At 73.1% G+C, this 20,949-nt stretch carries 20 protein-coding genes and 2 tRNA genes; 14 read left to right on the forward strand and 8 right to left on the reverse strand.

Features of this window, described 5'->3' with window-relative positions:
• Positions 1-174: 174 nt before the first annotated feature.
• Both BG482_RS15590 and BG482_RS15595 read right to left on the reverse strand, forming a co-directional pair.
• Positions 175-1,197, reverse strand: a complete 1,023-nt coding sequence (locus tag BG482_RS15590; RefSeq protein ID WP_069769622.1) for an SEC-C domain-containing protein — start codon at positions 1,195-1,197, stop codon at positions 175-177.
• Positions 1,198-1,361: 164 nt separating this feature from the next.
• A complete protein-coding gene (locus BG482_RS15595; protein WP_069769623.1) occupies positions 1,362-2,837 on the reverse strand; it encodes a beta-1,6-galactanase in 1,476 nt (491 codons plus the stop codon).
• Positions 2,838-3,074: 237 nt separating this feature from the next.
• Between BG482_RS15595 and BG482_RS15600 the strand changes: the two genes are divergently transcribed.
• Positions 3,075-3,890, forward strand: coding sequence for a class E sortase (locus tag BG482_RS15600; protein ID WP_069769624.1), 816 nt, complete (start codon positions 3,075-3,077; stop codon positions 3,888-3,890).
• Between the two features lie 81 nt (positions 3,891-3,971).
• On the opposite strand, the gene BG482_RS15605 is transcribed toward BG482_RS15600, so the two are convergent.
• Both BG482_RS15605 and BG482_RS15610 read right to left on the reverse strand, forming a co-directional pair.
• On the reverse strand, positions 3,972-4,355 hold the full coding sequence (locus tag BG482_RS15605; RefSeq protein WP_069769625.1) for a GntR family transcriptional regulator: 384 nt from the start codon (positions 4,353-4,355) through the stop codon (positions 3,972-3,974).
• Positions 4,348-5,106 carry a hypothetical protein gene (locus tag BG482_RS15610; RefSeq protein ID WP_069769626.1) on the reverse strand — a complete coding sequence of 253 codons (759 nt, stop codon included), beginning with the start codon at positions 5,104-5,106 and terminating at the stop codon, positions 4,348-4,350. The genes BG482_RS15605 and BG482_RS15610 overlap by 8 nt, the downstream gene beginning before the upstream one ends.
• Before the next feature lie 288 nt (positions 5,107-5,394).
• Here BG482_RS15610 and BG482_RS15615 point away from each other — a divergent pair, with 288 nt between their 5' ends.
• From BG482_RS15615 to BG482_RS15625, 3 genes are all read left to right on the forward strand, one after another.
• Complete coding sequence (locus BG482_RS15615; protein WP_069769696.1) at positions 5,395-5,733, forward strand: DUF6412 domain-containing protein; 339 nt, start codon at positions 5,395-5,397, stop codon at positions 5,731-5,733.
• 119 nt (positions 5,734-5,852) lie between these two features.
• The gene (locus BG482_RS15620; RefSeq protein WP_069769697.1) at positions 5,853-6,551 is read left to right on the forward strand and encodes a YidC/Oxa1 family membrane protein insertase; all 699 of its coding nucleotides are present in this window, start codon (positions 5,853-5,855) and stop codon (positions 6,549-6,551) included.
• A gap of 115 nt (positions 6,552-6,666) precedes the next feature.
• A complete protein-coding gene (locus BG482_RS15625; protein ID WP_069769627.1) occupies positions 6,667-7,524 on the forward strand; it encodes a fumarylacetoacetate hydrolase family protein in 858 nt (285 codons plus the stop codon).
• Between the two features lie 254 nt (positions 7,525-7,778).
• Here BG482_RS15625 and BG482_RS15630 read toward each other — a convergent pair whose 3' ends face one another.
• Both BG482_RS15630 and BG482_RS15635 read right to left on the reverse strand, forming a co-directional pair.
• The gene (locus BG482_RS15630) at positions 7,779-8,285 is read right to left on the reverse strand and encodes a heme-degrading domain-containing protein (RefSeq protein WP_069769628.1); all 507 of its coding nucleotides are present in this window, start codon (positions 8,283-8,285) and stop codon (positions 7,779-7,781) included.
• Complete coding sequence (locus tag BG482_RS15635) at positions 8,285-9,358, reverse strand: Gfo/Idh/MocA family oxidoreductase (RefSeq protein ID WP_069769629.1); 1,074 nt, start codon at positions 9,356-9,358, stop codon at positions 8,285-8,287. The genes BG482_RS15630 and BG482_RS15635 overlap by 1 nt, the downstream gene beginning before the upstream one ends.
• 82 nt (positions 9,359-9,440) lie before the next feature.
• Here BG482_RS15635 and BG482_RS15640 point away from each other — a divergent pair, with 82 nt between their 5' ends.
• From BG482_RS15640 to BG482_RS15660, 5 genes are all read left to right on the forward strand, one after another.
• Positions 9,441-10,577 (forward strand): ROK family transcriptional regulator, encoded by a 1,137-nt coding sequence (locus tag BG482_RS15640; RefSeq protein ID WP_069769630.1) that lies wholly within the window; start codon positions 9,441-9,443, stop codon positions 10,575-10,577.
• Positions 10,578-10,840: 263 nt separating this feature from the next.
• Positions 10,841-11,719 (forward strand): LPXTG cell wall anchor domain-containing protein, encoded by an 879-nt coding sequence (locus BG482_RS15645; RefSeq protein WP_069769698.1) that lies wholly within the window; start codon positions 10,841-10,843, stop codon positions 11,717-11,719.
• A 153-nt stretch (positions 11,720-11,872) separates the two neighbouring features.
• On the forward strand, positions 11,873-12,652 hold the full coding sequence (locus BG482_RS15650; RefSeq protein WP_069769631.1) for an HAD-IIA family hydrolase: 780 nt from the start codon (positions 11,873-11,875) through the stop codon (positions 12,650-12,652).
• A 103-nt stretch (positions 12,653-12,755) separates the two neighbouring features.
• Positions 12,756-13,541 carry a hypothetical protein gene (locus BG482_RS15655; protein WP_069769632.1) on the forward strand — a complete coding sequence of 262 codons (786 nt, stop codon included), beginning with the start codon at positions 12,756-12,758 and terminating at the stop codon, positions 13,539-13,541.
• A gap of 3 nt (positions 13,542-13,544) precedes the next feature.
• Positions 13,545-14,204 carry a class F sortase gene (locus BG482_RS15660; RefSeq protein WP_069769633.1) on the forward strand — a complete coding sequence of 220 codons (660 nt, stop codon included), beginning with the start codon at positions 13,545-13,547 and terminating at the stop codon, positions 14,202-14,204.
• Positions 14,205-14,431: 227 nt separating this feature from the next.
• On the opposite strand, the gene BG482_RS15665 is transcribed toward BG482_RS15660, so the two are convergent.
• Positions 14,432-14,505 (reverse strand) — tRNA-Lys (locus tag BG482_RS15665).
• A gap of 204 nt (positions 14,506-14,709) precedes the next feature.
• Here BG482_RS15665 and BG482_RS15670 point away from each other — a divergent pair.
• The 5 genes from BG482_RS15670 to BG482_RS15690 all read left to right on the forward strand — a co-directional run bounded on the left by BG482_RS15670 (position 14,710) and on the right by BG482_RS15690 (position 20,800).
• Positions 14,710-16,227, forward strand: coding sequence for a peptidoglycan-binding protein (locus tag BG482_RS15670; RefSeq protein WP_069769634.1), 1,518 nt, complete (start codon positions 14,710-14,712; stop codon positions 16,225-16,227).
• Between the two features lie 273 nt (positions 16,228-16,500).
• On the forward strand, positions 16,501-17,607 hold the full coding sequence (locus BG482_RS15675; RefSeq protein WP_069769635.1) for an SPFH domain-containing protein: 1,107 nt from the start codon (positions 16,501-16,503) through the stop codon (positions 17,605-17,607).
• A gap of 173 nt (positions 17,608-17,780) precedes the next feature.
• A complete protein-coding gene (locus tag BG482_RS15680) occupies positions 17,781-18,410 on the forward strand; it encodes a lytic polysaccharide monooxygenase (RefSeq protein WP_069769636.1) in 630 nt (209 codons plus the stop codon).
• Positions 18,411-18,516: 106 nt separating this feature from the next.
• The gene (locus BG482_RS15685; protein WP_069769637.1) at positions 18,517-18,978 is read left to right on the forward strand and encodes a DUF3592 domain-containing protein; all 462 of its coding nucleotides are present in this window, start codon (positions 18,517-18,519) and stop codon (positions 18,976-18,978) included.
• A 40-nt stretch (positions 18,979-19,018) separates the two neighbouring features.
• On the forward strand, positions 19,019-20,800 hold the full coding sequence (locus BG482_RS15690; RefSeq protein WP_079141837.1) for an AMP-binding protein: 1,782 nt from the start codon (positions 19,019-19,021) through the stop codon (positions 20,798-20,800).
• On the opposite strand, the gene BG482_RS15695 is transcribed toward BG482_RS15690, so the two are convergent.
• Positions 20,766-20,839 (reverse strand) — tRNA-Lys (locus BG482_RS15695). The two genes, BG482_RS15690 and BG482_RS15695, sit on opposite strands and share 35 nt — an antisense overlap.
• Positions 20,840-20,949 lie beyond the last annotated feature (110 nt).

The raw sequence follows: 20,949 nt of genomic DNA on the forward strand, positions 1-20,949 counted from the left end.
TCCATTCTGGCTCTTCTTAGCATTCTGCGGAGCGCTCATGAACCAGTCACGCGCAAAGCGCCAGGCAAAGCGGTGCGGCCTCTGGAGACCGGGCCTCAGACGGCTTCGGGCCGCTGAACCGTACGGCCGAAAGCACCAACCGAGGCGGTCGACCTCCCCGGCTCTGCCCTGTGCTTAGGCGGTCCCCGCCCCATGGCACTCCCCGTAGCTTCGCCCCGACCCGCACCAGCACTCCGCCCCCCGCTCCGGCGGCCACCCCACTGCCCGTCCCCGGGCTGCCAAGGTCGTCGCGTACTGGGGGAGGAGGTCTGCGTCCGCCGGAGACGAGGCCTCCGAGGCTGCGAAGGCTTCGTAGGAGGGGACCGTGCCGGTGACGATGCCGAGGTTGGGCGTGCCCGAGGCGGACAGCTCGCGCAGGGACGCCTCTATCGTCGCCAGGTGCTCCTCGTGCGAGGGGTACTCGTCCGACAGCGTCGGGTAGGCCGCGACCAGCTCCGCCAACTCCCCCGTCGGCCAGTGCAGGACCGCCACCGGGAACGGGCGGGACAGTTCCTCACGGTAGGTGCCGAGCTCGGCGCGGAGGCGGGAGATCTCCGCCTGCAGTTCGGCCGGGTTGTCCGAGCCCAGGGACCAGACGCGCTTGGGGTCGTGCAGCTCGTCCAGGGGGACGGGGGAGGAGTGGAGGGTGTCGGCCAGCACGTCCCAGTCGTCGTGGGCCGCTCCCAGCATGCGGCGTACGCGGTGGCGGCCGAAGAGGAGGGGGTGGGAGGAATGCGGCGGGGGCTCCGGCACGTCCCCGAGGAGCAGGGTCACGCCCTCCGTGAACGTCTTCTGCGCCGCTTCCAGCTCGTCGTGGGCCTCCAGGGACTCGGCGACGATCACCCAGGGGGCCGGGTCGCGGGGGGCGGCGGCCCGGATGCCGTCGATGATGGCTCGGGCCTCGGCCTCGTGGCCGTACTCCCACAGGTTCGCGGCCTTCAGGGCGCGGATCAGGTGGGGGTTCTCCAGGCTGTCCGAAGACGACAGCAGGCGGTCGTACAGGGTCGTCGCGGCGGGGCGGTCGCCGGCCAGTTCCAGGTGGGCCGCGGACTGCAGCAGCAGGGCTTCCGCGTCCTCGGGATACAGGCCGGCGGTCCGCTCCAGGCGTGCCGCTTCGGCGGTGTGGTCGACGTTCTCGGCAGGCGTGTCGGGGCGCATGGATGACACCGTAGCGCCGCCCGCTGACGAAAAGGAGATATCTGCAGGCCAGGGGGCGCGGATCGCGGGTCAGCCCGTAGGGGTGTCCAGGGACTGGACGGCGTTGTCGATCCGGCCTGCCGGGCCGGCATCGGCCCCGCCGACGCCGGCCCTCCGCCGTCTGTCTAGATCGTGACCCCGTCCACCTGAAGGGTCTGCACCGCGCCCGCCGCGAACGGCACGCTGATCGTCTTGCCGCTCAGGTGCGTGTCCGAGTGGGACGCGTAGAGGTCGCCCGAGCCGTTCGTCACCGTGTTCCAGCGGGGGACCAGGCCCGACGAGCCGCCCGTCACCGTCGTGAAGCGGGACAGGTCGAAGGTCAGGGTCTGGGCCGAGGACGACGTGTTCGCGGCGACGATGACCAGGCGCTTCGCGGTCCTGTCCAGCGCCGCCGCCGCGTAGCTCACGCCCGTGTCGAGGATCGTCATGCCGGGCCGGATATGACGACTGAACTGGGCCATCACGTAGTACTTCGTGGTGACCGCGCCGGCCGCCAGGGTGTTCGCGTCGTACGCGATCATCGCCCAGCCCGACGACGGGTCCATGACCTGCCAGTAGACCCACGCCGTCGGGTGGAGCCAGCGGAAGTCGGAGAGCAGGTTGCTCGCCATCGTGAGACCCGTGCCGTCCTTGTCGCCGGTCTCGGAGTTCCACAACGCCTTGCCCGCCGTCGTCACCACGTCGGTGTAGAGCAGGTCGCGGCGGCCGCCCGAGCCCTGGTAGCCGTGGACGTTGACCCGGTTGACGAATCCCTTCGTCGTCGAGGAGAAGGAGTTCCAGGTGGTGCGGGCGAGGTCGTAGTTCGTCTCGTCCGAAGCCGAGATTCTCGTCCCCGTCAGACCGCGCTTGTCCAACTCGCTGCGCAGATAGGGGAGTACGGCCGCCTGGACGGTTGCGTCCATGTGGCAGCCCTCCTGCGTCCCGGTCGCCGTCCACCAGGACGACGACGGCTCGTTGAAGGCGTCGACCGTCGCGAAGTTCACGCCCCAGTTCGCCTTCGCGTACGACGCGACCGCCGCCAGGTGGGAGGCGTGCTGACGGTAGTTCCAGGACTGGAGGTTGTTGCCGCCGCCCGAGGCGCCGGACGGGTTGTGGTTCAGGCACATCCACCACATGGGGGAGTTGGCGAACAGCTCCGTCGTCGCGCCGCGGGCCACCGCCTTCTGGAGCATCGCGCGCTGGGTCGCGTCCGCGGTCCAGTCCCACGCGGAGGACGTCGGGTCCTCGTTGTTCCAGTCCTGCCAGTAGCCCTCGATCTGCTTGAAACGGGGGATGTTGGGCGAGACCGCCATGGACGTGCCGCCCACCGAGTTCCAGCTGCACGCGCCCAGGTTGTAGCGGGCGATGTTGAGGCCGAGGCCGGGGAGGGTCCTGCCGTTGTAGGACACCGACTTGGTCGTGAAGAAGATGTCGGCGAAGTCGTCCCGGGCGCCGAAGACGTTTGCCCACCAGGCCAGGGAGGTGCCCCAGCCCTCCCAAGTGCCGTACGTCGTCGAAGGGTTGACGGCGATGGTGGCATCGGCCCGGGCGGTGCCCGTCGCGAGGGCGCTTCCGAGGAGCGCGCCTCCGGTGGCCGTCAGCAGTGTCCTGCGTCGGATCATGGCTTCTCCGCTTCGTGACAGCGATCGACCGCCGGTCTCGTCCGGACCCGGCGTCGTCGGATGCGTCAGCGCACTGGTGTCCGCGGTGCGTCAGCGCGTCACGAAGCATCGGGTGTGCCCCGTGGTGTTGTCGAGAGTTCTGACAGCCCTTTCTCCAACCTGTGGAGGAAGGGCGGGGACGGGTTCGAGCGTGCGAACGGTCTGGAGACCTCGTCCCCCTCCGCCTATCGTGCCCGCGTGCGGATTCCCCTCGTGCAGCACAGCACCCGGCGACGGCGCGCCCGGTACCGGCGGGTGCTCTGGAGCGGCGCCGAAGTCCTCGTCACCGCAGGGGTGCTGGTGCTGCTGCTCGTCGTGCATCAGCTGTGGTGGACGAACCGGGAGGCCAAGGAGGGCGCCGAGCGGCGGGTGGAGGCGCTGGAGCGGGAGTGGGGGGACGGCGGCGGCGCGGGCGGCTCCGGTCCCGGAACGGGCACGGGAACCGGCTCGGGGCCGGGCTCGGACGACGGCTCCGGTTCCGGCTCGGGCGTCGACGGCGGGCTCGGGCGATCGGGCGTCGGCAGTGCGAAGGCCTCGTCGTCCGGCGGCACGCCCCGCTCCTCGCAGGCGTACGCCGTTCTGCGCATCCCGCGCCTCGATCTGCGGGTCCCCGTCGCCGAGGGCACGAGCAAGCGGGACGTCCTCAACAAGGGATACGTCGGCCACTACACCGGCACTCAACAGCCGGGCCAGGGCGGCAACTTCGCGGTCGCCGGACACCGCAACACCCACGGTGAGCCCTTCCGGCGCCTGGACCGTCTCCGGAGCGGCGACACGGTGGAGGTGGCGACGCGGAACGCGATCTACACCTACGTCGTCGACAAGATCCTGCCACAGACCTCATCGCGCGACGCGGGCGTCATCCGGCCCGTGCCCCGGTCCCTCACCCGGCCCGCCTACGGCTACGACGCTCCCGGCCGCTATCTCACCCTCACCACCTGCACGCCCGAGTACACCTCCCGGTACCGCTTGGTCGTGTGGGGCAAGCTGGTCGGGACGCTTCCGCGCGGATAGCGCGGTGGTCCTCGCGGGGGCCGTCCCGCCGAGTCCGTCCCACCGGGTCCTTCCCGCCGAGCCACCCCCTCCCAGGGGTGGTCAGGAGCCTTCCTCCAGGGCGTCACGGACGGCGGTCAGGACGGCCTCGGTGTCGGCGCCCAGGGCGCGGGCGGAGGCGGTGAAGTCACGTGCCAGCGTGGCGAGCTGGACGGGATCGGGATGGGCCGGCTCGGCCGGGGGAGCCGCCACCCGGGTGCCTGCGCCGCGACGGGTGCGGATGAGCTCGGCGGCCTCCAGCTCACGGTAGGCGCGGGCCACGGTGCCCGGCGCCAGGCCCAGGTCGGCGGCGAGCTGGCGCACGGTCGGCAGCCGTTCGCCCTCGGTCAGCCGGCCGGTGACGATCAGGGCCGCCAGCTGGGCGCGGATCTGCTCGAACGGGGGCACCTGGCTGGTGGTGTCGACGCGGACGGCGGGTTCACTCATCGCCGACGGCCCGGGGCACGACGATGGTGAACAGGCACCATCCCAGACTGAACAGGGTCACCAGGCTCAGCGGGTAGATCACCAGAGCGGTGACGTTGCCCAGCATGCCGGCGCAGGTCGTGCGGGACAGCACTCTGCCGATCATCCCGAGGACGATCAGCAGCTGGCTGGAGACCAGCAGTCCCCATGCCGCGGTGATCGCCCACGAGCGGTCGTGGCGCTGCTGGTTGTCGCCGGGGCGGTGGGCGATGCGGCGCAGTGCCCAGACGCAGGCGGCGGTGCCGACGGCCAGGGAGGCGAGGAGGGGGGTGGCGTAGTAGATGCCGGGCCAGGGGCCCAGGGGTCTGGCCACGCTCCGGCAGGTCACGGTGATGGCCCGGCCCGTGCGGCCGGCGGCGTCGGCGGAGGCGGCGAACGTCCCCACCGTCAGGAGGGCCAGGAGGCACGCCGTCTGGAAGAGCAGCAGCGGGGCCATTCGGGGCGGCACATGGTCGCGGACCCGGCGGGGGGTGAGGGCGGCCGTGCGGACCGCCTCCTGGGGTGCGAGGGTGAGGGAGTCACCGAGCAGGACGCCGCCGACCGCGCTCAGGCCGAACGCGGTGATCGCGGTGACGAAGCGCATGGCGAGGGCGGTCTCGCCGCCCATGGCCCCCAACCGTTGTGCGACCACGACGCCCAGTGTCAGCCCCGCCCAACGGGCGCAGAGGTCGGCGCGGGCCAACAGGCGTTCTGGTGAGACGGTGTCGAGCATGTCGGCCCCCGGCGAGTACTTGTATCAAGCGGTGCACTTGTATCAAGCGGTGAGTACAAGAGGTGGGTACAAGATGCCCTGGACGGGATCTTGTGTCAAACCCCTGATACAAGCGGGTCGGGCCCCGGGGCGCGAGCTGACCGCGGACGCTGTGGTGAGGTATAAATCGGGTACGGATCCCGGCAGTTGTGGGTCCCGCGGCTCTGGGAGGAGGCAGGCGTGTCGAGTGACCGGTCCGCCTCGCGTTCCGCTCGCCCGCCCCGGCTCCCGCGCTCGCTCCCGCGGTCGGTGACGCGATCGGCCCCGCACCGGGTCCTCCGCTCGATCCCGCGGCCGGCCGCGCTGCTCCTCCTGCTCGTCACGGACGTCCTCCTCCTGGACTCCGGCGGCCTCTCCGCCGTGTCGGCCGCGTTCGCGCTGGCCGCGACCGCCGCGGCCGGATCCGCCCTCGCCGTCTGCGCGCTGGTGGCCGCGCGCAGCGCCCCCGCCGTCCCGCCCACCCGGGTCCGGACGGCCATCAGGGACCGGGCCCGCCGTACGGGCTTCCTGCCGCAACGCGATCCCGACGCGTCCGGCCGGCCCCGCCCCAGGGCCCCCGGCCACGCCCTCCCGACGACCGTCGCGTAGGGCGCACCCAGTCTCGACTCCGTGACCCCGCGCGGGTCGTCATGCCGCAGCCCCGAACCACCGGCACGACGAGACCCCCGGAGGGCTCCTCACCCATGTCCGTACTCCTGTCCCTGCCCATGTCCGTTTTCGCCGGCCTGGTCGAGCACCTCGCCGACCTGCTCCAGCCCCTGTTCGGCGCCGCCTCCGCGGCCGCCGCGATCGTCCTGTTCACCGCCTCGGTACGACTCCTCGTGCATCCCCTGTCGCGTGCGGCCGCCCGCGGACAGAAGGCCCGCGCGGCGCTGCAGCCGAAGATCGCGGAACTGCGCGAGAAGCACGGCAGGAATCCCGAGAAGCTCCAGCGGGCGGTGCTGGACCTGCACGCCGAGGAGAAGGTGTCGCCGCTCTCGGGCTGCCTGCCCAGCCTGCTCCAGCTCCCCGCGTTCTTCGTGCTCTACCGCCTCTTCTCCGGCTCCTCGGCCGGTGGCGCGGGCCACGGACTGCTCGACCACCACCTGTTCGCCGCGCCCCTGGCCGACCGCTGGACGGACGCGCTCGCCGGGGGCGGTCCGGTCGGCGGGGCCGGGCTGGTCTACCTCGTGCTCTTCGCCGTCGTCGCGGCCATCGCGTTCTTCAACTACCTGCGGACCAAGCGGACGCCGCTGCCCGTGACCGGCGGCCAGGACGTCCCCGGGGCCGGCGTCCTCGCCAAGGTCATGCCGTTCATGTCGTTCTTCACGCTGGTCACCGTGGCCGTCGTGCCGCTGGCCGCCGCGCTGTACGTCATCACCAGCACGGCCTGGAGCGCGATCGAGCGGGCCGTCCTCTACCGGTGACGGTCCAGTACGTGAACCGGGTATTGCGGAGTGGACCCTCAGTCTGGAGGATCGACCAGTCATCCGATGGCTGCACCCGTCGGTGGACGACCCGTGATCGAGGGAGATTGTCACCATGAAGCTGCTGCGAGTCGGTACGGCCGGAACGGAGCGCCCCGCGCTGCTCGACTCCGAGGGTGTCCTGCGAGACCTGTCCGGGGTCGTCCCGGACGTGGACGGGGCGCTGCTCGCCGACGACGTGGCGCTCGGCCGGGTGCGGGCCGCCGCAGAGTCCGGGGAGCTGCCGGCGCTGGACGCGACCGGGCTGCGGATCGGACCGCCGCTGGCGCGGATCGGCAAGATCGTGTGCATCGGGCTGAACTACCACGACCACGCCCGGGAGACGGGCGCCGAGCCGCCCGCCGAGCCCGTGGTCTTCTTCAAGGCGGCGGACACCGTCGTGGGGCCGTACGACACCGTCCTGGTCCCGCGCCGGTCCGTGAAGACCGACTGGGAGGTCGAGCTGGCGGTCGTCATCGGGCGCACGGCCCGCTATCTGGAGTCGGCGCAGGACGGGCTCGCGCACGTCGCGGGGTACGCCGTCGCGCACGACGTGTCCGAGCGGGAGTTCCAGATCGAGCGGGGCGGGACCTGGGACAAGGGGAAGAACTGCGAGACGTTCAACCCGCTGGGGCCCTGGCTGGTGACGGCCGACGAGGTCGCCGACCCGCAGAACCTGTCCCTGAAGCTCTGGGTGAACGGGGAGCTGAAGCAGGACGGGACCACGGCCGAGCAGATCTTCCCCGTAGGGGAGGTCGTGCGCTATGTCAGCCAGTTCATGACCCTGTACCCCGGCGACGTCATCAACACCGGGACGCCCGCGGGCGTGGCGATGGGCGAGCCCGAGCCGAAGCCGTACCTGCGGGCCGGGGACGTGGTGGAGCTGGAGATCGAGGGGCTGGGCAGGCAGCGCCAGTCGTTCAAGGACGCGTAGCGCTCCGCTGGACGCGCGGGGGACTGCCGGGTCGGGGGGGCCGGCGGGCCGGGCCGTGGGGCCTGCTCGGGGTGAGGGGCTGCCGGGGGTGGGGGCCCGCGGTCGCCCGTCGGCCGCGGGCCGTTCGTGGCTGGTCGCGCAGTTCCCCCGCGCTCCTCAGGGCGCTCCCGCGGAGCGGCCCTGGGGCGCCCGGTAGTGGCCACCACGGGGGGTGTCACTACCGGGCGGGCCGCCATGAGGGGCCGGCACGGGGCCTACAGCTGCTTCTCCAGGAATTGTTCCAGCGCTGCCACCACGAACCGGTGGTCCTCCAGCTGGGGCAGGCCCGAGACCGTCACCGCGCCGATCACCCCGACGCCCTCCACGTTGATCGGGAAGGAGCCGCCGTGGGCCGCGTACTCGTCCGGGTCCAGGCGGGAGGAGTCCTCGAACGTCGTGCCCCTGGCGCGGTACCGGGTCCCGACCAGGTAGGAGGAGGCGCCGAAGCGCTCGACCACCCGTCGCTTGCGCGCGATCCAGGCGTCGTTGTCGGGGGCCGAGCCGGGCAGGGCCGCGTGGAAGAGCTGCTGGCCGGCGCGGTGGATGTCGACGGCGACCGGCGCCTGGCGCTCGCGGGCCAGCTCCACCAGGAGCGAGCCGAGCGCCCATGCGTCGTCGTAAGTGAACTGGCGGAAGACCAGCCGCCGTTCCTGGGCCTGGAGCTCCTCCAGGCTCGGGGTGATCTCCGGGGTGAACTTCGGGGTGAGTTCGTGGGTGCCCATTACAGCGTCACCGCCACCTTGTCTCGTGCCGAACGGCGGGCCGCCTCCAGGACGTCGAGGGCGGCGGCCGCCTCGACGGCGGTCACCGGGTTGGGGCCGCCGTCTGTCAGTGCCTTGGCCACCGCAGCGTAGTAGGCCGGGTAGTCGCCGGGGAGGGTCCGTTCGGGGCGCCCGCCGCCGGTCAGCGGGGACTCTCCGGCGCCCACGCGGCCCCACAGGGCCTCGGGCTCCGTGCCCCAGTCCGCCGTCGTGCCGGGCCGTTCGCCTTCCCGCAGAGCCGCTTCCTGCGGGTCGAGGCCGTACTTCACATAGCCCGCCTTCGAGCCCAGCACCCGGAAACGCGGGCCGAGTTGGGCGGTCGTCGCCGAGACGTGGAGATGGGAGCGGACCCCGCTCGCGTGGGTCAGCGCGATGAAGGTGTCGTCGTCGGTCTCCGCGCCGGGCCGGCGGACGTCCGCCTCCGCGTACACGGAGAGCGCCGGGCCGAAGAGGACCAGCGCCTGGTCGACGACGTGACTGCCGAGATCGTAGAGCAGACCTCCGATCTCTGCGGGGTCGCCGGACTCACGCCAGCCGCCCTTCGGCAGCGGCCGCCACCGCTCGAACCGGGACTCGAACCGCCATACGTCGCCCAACTCGCCCTCGGCCAGCAGCTTGCGGAGGGTCAGGAAGTCGTTGTCCCAGCGGCGGTTCTGGAATACGGAGAGGAGCAGTCCGCGTTCCTCGGCGAGGGCGGCCAGCTCGCGGGCCTCGGCCGCCGTGCCCGCGACCGGCTTGTCCACGACGACCGGCAGGCCGGCCCGCAGCGCGGCGGTCGCGAGCGGGACGTGCGTCTTGTTGGGCGACGCGATGACGACCAGGTCCAGCTCGCCGGCGCGCGCGAGGAGGTCGTCGGCGGTGACGGCGACCCGTACGTCCGGGAACTCGGCGCGGGCCTGCTCCTGCCGCTCGGGGTTCGAGGTGACCACCGTGTCGAGGACGAGGCCCTCGGTGGCGGCGATCAGCGGGGCGTGGAAGACGGAGCCGGCGAGGCCGTAGCCGATCAGACCTGCGCGGAGAGGAGTACCTGTCATGGGTCCCACTTTCGCAACGCTGTTGCCAAAGTGCAAGCAGGGGGGAGAATGGGGCCGTGAACAGGACCGACGGAGGCCGGCAGTGAACAGGACGGACGCAGGCGTCAACCTCCTGGGCCTGCGCAGCCACAACACCGCGCTCGTGCTCGACCTGCTGCGGACGGCGGGACCGGACGGCATCAGCAGGCTGGAACTGGCCGAGCGCACCGGGCTCACCCCGCAGGCGGTCAGCAAGATCACCGCTCGGCTGCGGCAGGAGGGGCTGGCGGCGGAGGCGGGACACCGCGCGTCCACCGGCGGCAAGCCGCGCACGGTGCTGCGTCTGGTGCCGGGGGCCGGCCATGCGGTCGGGGTCCACCTCGACCGGGACGAACTGCGAGTGGTGCTGGCCGAGCTCGACGGCCGGGCGGTGCGGGAACGGTGCGTGCCGCTGTCGCTGGGCGCGGGGGCGGAGACGGTGCTGGAGGCGGTGGCACGGGAGGTGGCGGAACTCCTCGAAGGCGCACCGTCCGGCGCCCCGCCCGCATCGGAAGCGGACCGCGTCCCCGTCGGGCCGGCTCTCCTCGGTGTCGGGGTGGCCCTTCCGGGCCCCCTCGACCACGCCCGCGGGGTGCTGCACCGGGTCACCGGTTTCCCCGAGTGGGACGGCTTCCCGCTCCGCGACGCGTTGGCGGAGCGGCTCGGCGCGCCAGTGGTCGTCGACAAGGACACCAACGCGGCCGCGCTCGGTCTCGCCGTCGGCGGTGAGCGCGGCTCCTTCGCCTGCCTCCATCTGGGCACCGGCCTCGGCGCAGGCCTGGTCATCGGCGGGACCCTGCACCGGGGGGCGCGCACCGGCGCGGGCGAGTTCGGACACCAGGTCATCCAGTTGGACGGCCCGCCCTGCACCTGCGGCAACCGGGGCTGCGTCGAGGCGCTGTGTCTGGCGGCCCTCGGCCGGGGCGACGTCGGCGAGGCGGCGCGCGTCCTCGGCGAGGGCGCCGCGAACCTGGCCGGGCTGCTCGACATCGACGCGGTGCTGCTGGGCGGCCKWGCCATCGCCGCCGCTCCCGAGCCGTTCCTCCACGGCGTGACGGCTGTCCTGCGCGCCCGAGCCCGCCGGGAGGGCTCCCCGCCGGACGCCGTCCGGGTGCGCCTCGCCCCCCACGGCGCCCGCGCCGTGGCCCACGGCGCGGCCCAACTGTTCCTGGCCCCCCTCTTCGGCCGCGAGACCGGATGACACGGGGGGCCGGCGCAGTGCGGCCACACCGAGCGGCCACACTGCGCGGCCGCACGAGTGAGGCGGCGGGCGGCACGAGGTGGCGGGCCGGCACGGCCGCCGGTCTCCCCGCCCCGTCGGCTCCCACGGCTGGCTCCCGACCCGTCCCGACCCGGCCGTTGCCGTCGCCGTCGCCCTCGCCCTCGCCCGAACGAGGGGATTCGCACGGTCGTGCGGTGCGCCTGCGGGGGAGGGCGCGGGGGGCCGGGCAGGCTCACGTGTTCATGCGACTGTGCCCGCCTGTCTCCCTCTGCCTCGCCGCGGCCGCCGCCCTCCTCCCCGCGCCCGCCCATGCGGAAGCCGCCCCGGGCTGCGCCGGTTCCGCCGCCGGTGACTTCCCCCTCACGACCCGCATCCACGGCGGTCCCGCCTCCTACCGGGCGGGCGGCGGATACGGCGTCTGGTATCTCGACCTCACCAACACCACCCGCCGCACCTGCGCCGCGATCCACCCGGTGGTCGTCCTGGTCGACTCCGCACGCACCCTGAAACCGTCCCAGCCGCGGCTGGAGTTCTACGCCGACGGCCGACCGCACCCGGTCCGCTTCGAGCCCACGGACGACGCCGAACTCGTCGGCGCGTTCACCGGCGACAGCGACAGCGACAGCGGCGGCGCGGCCGGCGGCTTTTCCGGGTTCAGCGTGGGCCCCGGACGGACCCTCACCGTCAAGCTGCGGCTCGCCCTCGCCCCCGACGCCGCGGCCAACTCCGTCACCGCCAACGCGGCGGTCGTCCAGCGCCACGGCGACGACGGCGACTGGATCGGACAGTCGAACGACTACCGCTTCTCCGTCGAGTCCGACTCCGCCCCGGCCACCAGCCGGGCCACGACCGACCCCACGACCGACCCCACGGCCGAGGCGTCGGCCGAGACGACAGCCCGGACGCCGGCCGATCCCACGAGCCCCGCCCCGAGCGGATCCACGGCCGGCGCCGCGACGCCCCCCGCCCCCCGCCCCGACGCCTCCGGTCGCCTCTCGCTCGCCGACGAGGCCGAGGAACTCGCCCGCACGGGCCTCACCTCGCCCGGGGTGCTCGTCGCGGCCGCCGGCTGTCTCCTGGCCGCGGGCGCGGCCCTGCTGCTGGCCCGCCGACGCCGCTGAGCCGCGGGTGCGTCCCGTTCGCGTCCCAGCCGGTGGACGGTCCGGAACCGGCCATTCCCTCAAGATCGGGCCTGTGACTAGGCTGAGGCGCACGCAGCGACCGCATGCACGCGCAGCAACCGCGTACTCGCGTACGGCAGGGAGACCCCGCACATGGCAGACCGCAGGCCCATCGAGTCGTGGCTCACCGACATGGACGGTGTGCTCATCCACGAGGGCGTACCGATCCCCGGCGCCGACGCCTTCCTGAAGAGACTGCGCGAGTCGGGAAAGCCGTTCCTGGTCCTCACCAACAACTCGATCTACACCCCGCGTGACCTGCACGCCCGCCTGCGGCGGATGGGGCTGGACGTGCCGATCGAGAACATCTGGACCTCAGCGCTGGCCACCGCCCAGTTCCTGGACGACCAGCGGCCCGAGGGCACGGCGTACGTCATCGGCGAGGCGGGCCTGACCACCGCGCTGCACGACATCGGATACATCCTCACCGACCACGAGCCCGACTACGTCGTCCTCGGCGAGACGCGCACCTACTCGTTCGAGGCCATGACCAAGGCCGTCCGGCTCATCAACGACGGCGCCCGTTTCATCTGCACCAACCCCGACGAGACCGGCCCCTCCGCCGAGGGCGCGCTGCCGGCCACCGGGGCGGTCGCCGCGCTGATCACCAAGGCCACCGGCAAGAAACCGTACTTCGCGGGCAAGCCCAACCCGCTGATGATGCGCACCGGGCTGAACACCATCGGGGCCCACTCCGAGACCAGCGCGATGATCGGCGACCGTATGGACACCGACGTGCTGGCGGGCATGGAGGCCGGGATGCAGACCTTCCTGGTCCTCACCGGCCTGACGCGGCCCGAGCAGGTCGAGGACTTCCCGTACCGCCCGTCGAAGGTCGTGGACTCGATCGCGGATCTCGTCGACCGGATCTGAAACCCGTAGAGGCGCCGAACCCACTCGTACGGAGCAGTGACACCCCGTCGGAGGATGCGCCCGCGGTCCCGGCGGGGGAGTCTCCAGAGAGCTGGAGGTCACGATGGGTTTGAAGATCACTGTCTGTGCGGGCGTCGCGGTCGTCGCCGCGGTGCTCATCCCCACGGCGTACGCCTCGGGGGACGGCGGCCGTGACGATGGCGGCCGGGGCGGGAGCGGAGGCGCCGGGGTGTCCGTCACGCCGTCCAGGCCGTCGCCGGGATCCGAGGTCACGCTGAAGGCCACCGGCTGCGACGCCAGGACGGCCACCGCCGCTTCGCCCGCCTTCGTGGCGGACGCGCAGCTCGTCGTCGCGGAAGGCGCCGCCGGCGGGCTCGTCGGCGACACCCGGGTCCGCTCCTCGCTCGCGGCGGGCGGCTACGACGTGCGGATCACCTGCGCCGGCGTCCAGGTGAAGGGCCGGATCGAGGTCCTGGAACCGGCGTCCGCGACCTCCGGCGATCCCTCCGCGACCTCGGACGATCCGTCCGCTCCCGCTCCCGCTCCCGATGCCCCCACCCCTCCCGCCGACCTCAACGCTCCCGCCCCTCCCGCGAAGCCCGTCGCTCCCGCTCCTCCAGCCACGCCCGTTCCCACCTCTCCGGCCACTCCCCTCGCCGCCGCCTCTCCGGCCGCCCCCGGGGCCGTCTCGCCGGCGGCTTCCGCGTCTCCCGTCGCCCCGGTGCGTGCGGGCGGTGGCGGGGCCGCTCCGCTGGCCTCGGTCGAGGATGTCCGGGTGGACGCGCACGGTCCCGGCACGGTGCAGGCGGTCGTCGGTCTGGTGCTCGCGGGCGTCGCCGCGGCGGTCGTCGTGTACCGCGGACTGCGCAGGCGACGCGGGACGGACTGACCGGTGTCCGACTGTGAACGCCTCCCGGGCCGCCTCACCACCGGTCTGACCTGGGCGGTGCTGCTGCTCGGACTCTGGCTGTGGGGGCGCGAGGTGACCGAGGCCCGGCCCGGCCCGGCCGCCCCGTCCGCCGGTGACCCGGCCGCGGTGGTCCGCCCACCGGAGACCGCGCTCCCGCCCGCGGCGAAGCCGTGGAGACAGGCGCTGCCGCGGCGCATCGACATCCCCCGTCTCGGCGTCCGGGCCCCGGTCGTCGCGCGCGGTCTGGACGCCGAGGGGGCGATCGACCCGCCGCCCTTCGGCCAGCCGGGCGTCGTCGGCTGGTACGCCGGCGGTGTGAAACCCGGCGCCCCGGGCGCGGCCCTGCTGGTGGGACACGTGGACACCGAGACCAGGCCCGCCGTCTTCCACGGACTCGGCACGCTGGCGCGCGGCGAGACGATACGAGTGGTGCGCGACGACGGGAAGGTCGCGGAGTTCACCGTGGACGACGTCGAGGTCGTCCGGCGCGACCGCTTCGACGCCCGCCGGGCGTACGGCTCCCGTCGGCCGGGCCGGGCAGAGCTGCGCCTGATCACCTGCGGCGGAACCTACGACCCGGTCGCCCACGGCTACACGGCCAACGTGATCGTGTCGGCGTATCTGACGGGCGCAGCCGTCTGACCTGACGTCACCTGGTCCGGTCGGCGGCCCGCTCCCCCGAAACCGCCGACCGGACCGGTCCTCGACCGCGCGCGCTCGGGTTGCGGGAGTGACCCGGCGTCCGGCGCGGGAGGCTGCGCGAAGCCACGGAGAGTCAGGGGATGGCCGAGGCTCTGTAGGAGAGGTACCCCGCAAAGGTGCGACATGAACGAAGGCCCCTCGCTCTCGCGAGAGGCCTTCGATGTCTGTGCGCCGCCAGGGACTCGAACCCCGGACCCGCTGATTAAGAGTCAGCTGCTCTAACCAACTGAGCTAGCGGCGCCTGCTGACAGGAGAACTCTACAGGACCTGCGAGGGTGCCCAGGACCACCCGCGCCGGGTGCCCCGGGCGGCGGGCGGCCGCATTGGGCCGGGCGGGTTCCGCGTACATCATTCGGACCGTCAGCATGCGCGTCGGGAAGACAGTTGAGAAACTGCGAGCGTGCACAGTCGCGGACATTTCCAGCTGCAGTGTGAGGGGAATCGCATGGAGGCTCCGGTATTCGAGGAATTCGATCCCGAGAGCGACTGCGACTGCCCCGGATGCGTATCGCGGCGGCGGGCGGGCCGCCTTTCCCCGCTCGTCCCGTTCGGCGGCCGCCCGTCCGCCCACCGGGCCCTGGTCGTCGCCACCGCGACGGCCGCCGCGCTCGGCGCCGCCCTGGCGACGCCCGCCGTCGCCGCCCGGCAGGCGCCGGACCGTGCCGGTGTTCCCACAGGTGACGAACCCGCGACCCCGCAGGGAGGCAAGGCGCCGCTGCATGGCCCGGCCGGGCGGCCCGCACGTCCCGGAGGGTTGGCGGGGCCGGTCAGAACTTCCCCGACGACCCGGGCGGACATCATCCGGCGGGCCAAGCAATGGGTCTCGGCCCAGGTGCCGTACAGCATGAGCGCCTACTGGTACGACGGATACCGGCAGGACTGTTCGGGCTTCGTCTCCATGGCCTGGAACCTGCCGGGGAACGAGTGGACGGGCAGTCTCGACCAGTTCGGCACGAGGATTTACAAAGAGGAACTCCAGCCCGGCGACATTCTGCTGTTCCATAACACGGCCGACCCCGAGAAAGGCTCGCACGTAGTCATTTTCGGCGGCTGGACGGACTACACGCACAGCTACTACGTCGTCTACGAGCAGACCCGCCCGACCACTCGGCGTCAGGCCACGCCGTACGCCTACTGGAGCCATTCCGACCAGTACGTCCCCTATCGCTACAAGGGGCTCACCTCGCCCGCGCCGGGCGACGCCGAAGTGGTCGCCGCCGGTGGCGCGGGCGGCGGCAAACCCGTCGGCGGGAGCGTCTCGACGACGGCGTTCCCGGGGCGGGCGGCTTTCGGGCCCGGCGCGAACAACCCGTACGTCACCCTGCTGGGACGGCTCCTCGTCGAGCGCGGCGCCAGGCGTTTCTACAGCTCGGGCCCCGGTCCCCGCTGGTCGGCGGCCGACGGCAGGGCCACCCAGGCCTTCCAGCGGGCTCAGGGCTGGAGCGGGTCCGACGCCGACGGCCTGCCCGGCCCGAGGACCTGGTCGCTGCTGATCACCGGAACGGGCAGGGACATCGGGGCCCCGCAGGCCACGGGGACCGGGGCAGGGGCGGGGAGCGGGACCGGGGCGGGGAGCGGGACCGGGAGCGGTTCCGTGTCCGGCGTCGGGCAGCCCCAGCCTCCTGCGACCGGCCCGAGCGCCGGTCCGGGTGCGGGGGCCGGACCGGGACCTGGTGCCGGGACCGGTGCGGCCGGGGCGCCCGCCGCTCCCTCGGCGCCGCGCCTCCCCGCGTATCCGGGCCGGGCCGTGTTCCGGGCCGGGGTGCAGAGCGCGCACGTGACGCAGCTGGGGAAGCAGTTGGTGAAGCAGGGGTTCGGCATGTTCTACACAGCGGGTCCGGGACCGCGCTGGGGTGAGGCGGACCGGCGAGGAGTCGAGGCCTTCCAGCGCGCCCAGGGCTGGCGCGGCGGAGCGGCCGACGGCTATCCGGGCCCGGAGACCTGGCGGCGGCTCTTCTCATAGGCCCCCAGGCCAAGCTCCCCCAACCCCCCCCAGGCTGCCGAGCCCGCAAGCCCGCAAGCCCGCAAGCCCGCAGACCCACGAACCCGTAGACCCGCAAGCCCGCAGACCCACGAACCCGCAAGCCCGCAGCCCCTAGACCCGCAAGCCCGTAGACCCGCAGTCCCGTTAGCCCGTATTTCCGAAGTCCCTTATCGGGACCGTCCGGGGACCCGCTCGCCGCCGGAGTCCCGCTCACTGTCATGGCGTATCTGGCGCGGAGGCTGGAGGCACGCAATGCACACGACCACTTCACCGACACCCGAGCCCGAGGGGCCCACCAGGCCCACCCGGCTCATCCAGAACGAGGCGACCACCGAGATCCCCGTCCACCTGCTGTTCCGCGACGAGCCGGAGCCGCGGCCGGTGCCGCTCGGGCCCGCCGTGGTGGGCAGCCGGGCGGGCACCGGGGAGCAGCCGCGGCTGCGCCGCCCGGCGCCGGCCAAGCCCCGACCGGTGGCGCAGGTCGACCCCGACCTGGTGGAACGGCCGGCCCGGGTGCTGCCCGGTGTCGTGGGCGTGTTCGCCGGGGTCTGCGGGGTGGCCGGCTGTGTGGCCGCCTCGTGGTGGGCCGGGGTGCTGCCCCGGGTCGCGGTGCGGGCGCTGCGGCTGCCGGAGTTCGCGGGCGCCGGGCTCGGTCCGGCGCAGTGGGCGGCGTACGCGGGCGCGGGCGCGCTCGGGCTGTTCGGCTTCGGCGGACTCGCCCGGGGGCGGACCGGCCGGGCCTGGGTGCTCGGTCTGTTCGGCCGTTACCGGGGGACCGTGCGCCGTACCGGCCTGCTGTGGGTGAACCCGCTGCTGTTGCGCCGTCGGGTGGACGTGCGGCTGCGGCACTGGCGCAGCGAGCCGATGCCCGCAGCCGACGGCAGTGGTGTCGCGCTGCGGGTGGTGGCACTGGTGGTGTGGCGGGTGCGGGACACGGCGCGGGCCACGCTCGGCGTCGAGGACCACGAGACGTATCTGCGGGAGTGCGTCGAGGCGGCGCTGGTCCGGATCCCGGTCGAGACGCCGGGTGCGGGACGGGGATCGATGGAGGCGGCGGGCGAGGCGCTGAGCAGGCTGGTGGCGAGGGAGGCCGGCGCGATCGGGCTGGAGGTGTTCTCGGTGCAGCCGGTCCGGATCGAGTACGCCCCCGAGGTCGCCGCCGCGATGCACCGCCGCCGGATCGCGGCGCTCGACGCCCAGCACCGGGCGACGGTGCTGACCTCCGTGGTCGACTCGGTGGAGGACACGGTGACCCGGCTGACGATGCGGGGGCTCGTGGAGTTCGACGACTATGAGCGCAAGGCGCTGGTGAAGGACCTGACCGTGGCGTTCTGTGCGGGGCGGCAGGAGCAGACGTGATTGGTCTGGACATGACCAAGAAACGGCAATAATCTCACACTTGGTCTAGACCTGCACGCGGACCGATGGCGCGGCGCGGCCGGGCACGGCCGGGCACGGCCGGGCACGAGACCGCACCGCACCGCACAGCTCACCGAACTCCTGAACTCCCCACGTTCACCAGGAGCGCCAGCATGCGCGAGAAGAACCGCACAGGAACCGGCAAGAAGACCAAGTGGTACGCCGCCGCGCTCGGGCTCACCACCGCGGGGGCCTTCGTGCTCACCGCCGGGGGCGCGAGCGGGCACGGCTACACCGACCTCCCCGTCAGCCGCCAGAAGCTCTGCCAGAACGGCTCCGTCAGCAACTGCGGCGACATCCAGTGGGAGCCGCAGAGCGTCGAGGGGCCGAAGGGCTTCCCGGCCTCCGGACCCGCGGACGGCCGGATCTGTTCCGGCGGCAACACCCGCTTCGCCCAGCTCGACAGTGCGAAGACCCCTTCGGGCGGGGCATGGCCGACGACCAGGATGACCGGCGGTCAGAGCTACACCTTCCGCTGGCAGTTCACCGCGATGCACGCAACGACCGACTTCAAGTACTACGTCACCCGGCAGGGCTGGAACCAGAACCACAACCTGGCCCGCTCCGACCTCGACCTCACCCCGTTCCTGACCGTCCCCTACGGCGGTCAGCGGCCCCCGTCGACCCTCTCCCACACCGGCACGCTGCCGTCCGGGCTCAGCGGACGTCACGTGATCGTCGCGGTGTGGACGATCGCCGACACCGCCAACGCCTTCTACGCCTGCTCCGACGTCACGTTCTGACCGACCGATTTTCCTGAGCGTCGCTTGAGCTCCCCCGGGCCCGCACCCGGGTACGTTCCCTGCACGCCGACTCGACCAGGCCGGCGTCAGGACATCGGGGGAGTTCATGGAAGCGTTCTTCTACGTCGTGCCGACCGTCATGGCGGCCGGTCTGCTGTTCGGCATGTTCCGACTGCTGGTCCGGTCCCGGCGCATCGCCCGGGCCTGGAACAGCGGCCTCACCGCGGAGGCGCGCTGTCTGCGGTCGTACGCGACGGCCAGCGGCGGCGGCGACACCATGATCAGCACGACGCTGCACCACGTCTTCGAGTTCACCACCCGTGACGGCCGGGTCGTTCGCTTCGAGGAGGCGGACGGCCCCGGGACGATCCTCGAGGGCGACATCGTCACCGTCCGCTACGCGGCCGACCGCCCCGAGGAGGCCACGGCCAAGGCGCCGGCCCGCGGCCGGCTCCTCGCGGAGTCGGGGTGCCTGCTGGGCTTCCTGGGCGTCGCTCTCGCCTTCTGCGTCTTCTTCATGGTCACCGCCCACTGGATGTTCGGCGAGGCGGACAACCTGATGCCGTGACCCTCCACATCTGACGCCATGTCAACTACCGTGCGCCGCCATGGAGTCCACCAAGGCGACCGGTACCGTCGCCGAACTCGTGGCGGCCCGGTGGGGTGACCGCCGGCCGGGGCTGTGGTGCGAGGACACCGTCCTCACGCACCACGAGGTCGCCGCGGGCGCCGCCGCCCGGGCGGCCCTGCTGCGCGATCTGCTGCCGCCGGGCGGCCCGCCGCACCTGGGGGTGCTGCTGGACAACACCCCCGAGTTCCCCCTCTGGCTGTCGGCCGCGGCCCTCGCCGGGGCGGCCGTGGCCGGGATCAACTCCACCCGGCGCGGCCCCGAACTGGCCCGGGACATCCTGCACACGCAGTGCCGGCTGCTGATCACCGAGTCCGCCCACCTTCCCCTCCTCCAGGGTCTCCACCTGCCCGGAGTCCGGTTGCTGAGCACGGACGCGCCGGAGTACGAGGCCCTGCTCGCCCCGTATGCGGACGCCCGCCCGGATCCTTCCCGGGCCACCCCCGCCGACCGGCTCCTGCTCTACTTCACCTCCGGCTCGACCGGCGCGCCCAAGGCGGCGATCTGCACCCAGGGCCGGCTGGCCGCCGCGGGGCGCTCCCTGGCGGGCCAGTTCTCCGTCGGCCCGGACGACGTCCATTACGTGTGCATGCCGATGTTCCACGGCAACGCGGTGATCGCCGACTGGGCGCCGGCGCTGACCGCCGGGGCCGGGGTGGCGCTGCGCCGGCGGTTCTCGGCGTCCGGGTTCCTGGCGGACGTCCGACGCCACCGGGCGACCTACTTCACCTACGTCGGCCGGGCCATCCAGTACGTCCTGGCCACCGAGCCGGGCCCGGACGACCGCGACCACGCGCTGCGGCTGGGCTTCGGCACGGAGGCGGGCGCGGTGGACGCGGCCGCGTTCGAGCGGCGGTTCGGCGTGCGGCTGGTGGAGGGCTACGGCTCCTCGGAGGGCGGGGCGGCCGTGCAGTGGTCGCCGGGGACTCCGGCGGGGGCGGTCGGCCGGGCGGGCGCCGGTCTCGTCGTCCTCGATCCGCAGACGCGCGCGGAGTGCCCGCCGGCCGTGTTCGACGCGGCGGGACGGCTGCTGAACGGCGACGAGGCGATCGGGGAGCTGGTCAACCGGGGGCCGAACCCCTTCGAGGGCTACTGGCGCAACCCGGCGGCGGAGGCGGAGCGGCGCCGTGAGGACGGCGCGTACTGGACCGGCGACCTCTTCTACCGCGACCGCGCCGGCTTCCTCTACTTCGCCGGCCGCACCGACGACCGGCTCCGCGTCGACGGCGAGAACCTGGCGGCCGCGATGATCGAGAACATCCTCGCCCGCTACGAGGGGGCGGCCGCCGTCGCCGTCTACGCGGTGCCGGACCCGGTGACCGGGGATCAGGTGATGGCGACGCTGGCCGGGACCTTCGATCCGCTCGGCTTCGCCGAGTTCCTGCTCGCCCAGCCCGACCTGGGGACGAAGATGGCGCCCCGGTTCGTGCGGGTGACCGACCGGATGCCCGTCACCGCGACGAACAAGATCCACCGGGCGCTGCTGCGGCGCGAGGGGCCGCACTGCGCCGACCCGGTGTGGTGGCGGCCGCCCGGAGAGACCGGCTATCGGAGACTGACGGCGGAGGAGGCCGCGGAATCCGGTCGGGGCGCGGAGTCCGGCCGGGGTACCGAAACCGGTCGGGCCGCGGAATCCGGTCGGGGCGGGGACGCGCAGGGAGGGGAGGAAGTGGGGCGGGGCGGACAAGGCGAAGGGCCCCTCGTGTCCACGAGAGGCCCTTCATCTGTGCGCCGCCAGGGACTCGAACCCCGGACCCGCTGATTAAGAGTCAGCTGCTCTAACCAACTGAGCTAGCGGCGCATGACTCTCGCCCTCCGCCTTCGGCGGCTGGCGACGGAGAAAATACTACCTGGTCCTCGGGGGTGCTCCCGACCACCCGGCCAGGCCCGCGGCGACGGGCCCGACGGGTC

Source organism: Streptomyces sp. LUP30 (assembly GCF_001746365.1).
Lineage (GTDB): Bacteria > Actinomycetota > Actinomycetes > Streptomycetales > Streptomycetaceae > Streptomyces.

Excerpts from the sequence above, each read along its gene's own strand:
- BG482_RS15670 (WP_069769634.1), top strand. The coding sequence starts at position 14,710 with ATGGAGGCTCCGGTATTCGAGGAATTCGATCCCGAGAGCGACTGCGAC.
- BG482_RS15610 (WP_069769626.1), bottom strand. The coding sequence starts at position 5,106 with ATGCTCGACACCGTCTCACCAGAACGCCTGTTGGCCCGCGCCGACCTC.
- BG482_RS15690 (WP_079141837.1), top strand. The coding sequence starts at position 19,019 with ATGGAGTCCACCAAGGCGACCGGTACCGTCGCCGAACTCGTGGCGGCC.
- BG482_RS15650 (WP_069769631.1), top strand. The coding sequence starts at position 11,873 with ATGGCAGACCGCAGGCCCATCGAGTCGTGGCTCACCGACATGGACGGT.
- BG482_RS15645 (WP_069769698.1), top strand. The coding sequence starts at position 10,841 with ATGCGACTGTGCCCGCCTGTCTCCCTCTGCCTCGCCGCGGCCGCCGCC.
- BG482_RS15675 (WP_069769635.1), top strand. The coding sequence starts at position 16,501 with ATGCACACGACCACTTCACCGACACCCGAGCCCGAGGGGCCCACCAGG.
- BG482_RS15685 (WP_069769637.1), top strand. The coding sequence starts at position 18,517 with ATGGAAGCGTTCTTCTACGTCGTGCCGACCGTCATGGCGGCCGGTCTG.
- BG482_RS15625 (WP_069769627.1), top strand. The coding sequence starts at position 6,667 with ATGAAGCTGCTGCGAGTCGGTACGGCCGGAACGGAGCGCCCCGCGCTG.
- BG482_RS15620 (WP_069769697.1), top strand. The coding sequence starts at position 5,853 with ATGTCCGTTTTCGCCGGCCTGGTCGAGCACCTCGCCGACCTGCTCCAG.
- BG482_RS15680 (WP_069769636.1), top strand. The coding sequence starts at position 17,781 with ATGCGCGAGAAGAACCGCACAGGAACCGGCAAGAAGACCAAGTGGTAC.
- BG482_RS15635 (WP_069769629.1), bottom strand. The coding sequence starts at position 9,358 with ATGACAGGTACTCCTCTCCGCGCAGGTCTGATCGGCTACGGCCTCGCC.
- BG482_RS15655 (WP_069769632.1), top strand. The coding sequence starts at position 12,756 with ATGGGTTTGAAGATCACTGTCTGTGCGGGCGTCGCGGTCGTCGCCGCG.
- BG482_RS15595 (WP_069769623.1), bottom strand. The coding sequence starts at position 2,837 with ATGATCCGACGCAGGACACTGCTGACGGCCACCGGAGGCGCGCTCCTC.
- BG482_RS15590 (WP_069769622.1), bottom strand. The coding sequence starts at position 1,197 with ATGCGCCCCGACACGCCTGCCGAGAACGTCGACCACACCGCCGAAGCG.
- BG482_RS15605 (WP_069769625.1), bottom strand. The coding sequence starts at position 4,355 with ATGAGTGAACCCGCCGTCCGCGTCGACACCACCAGCCAGGTGCCCCCG.
- BG482_RS15630 (WP_069769628.1), bottom strand. The coding sequence starts at position 8,285 with ATGGGCACCCACGAACTCACCCCGAAGTTCACCCCGGAGATCACCCCG.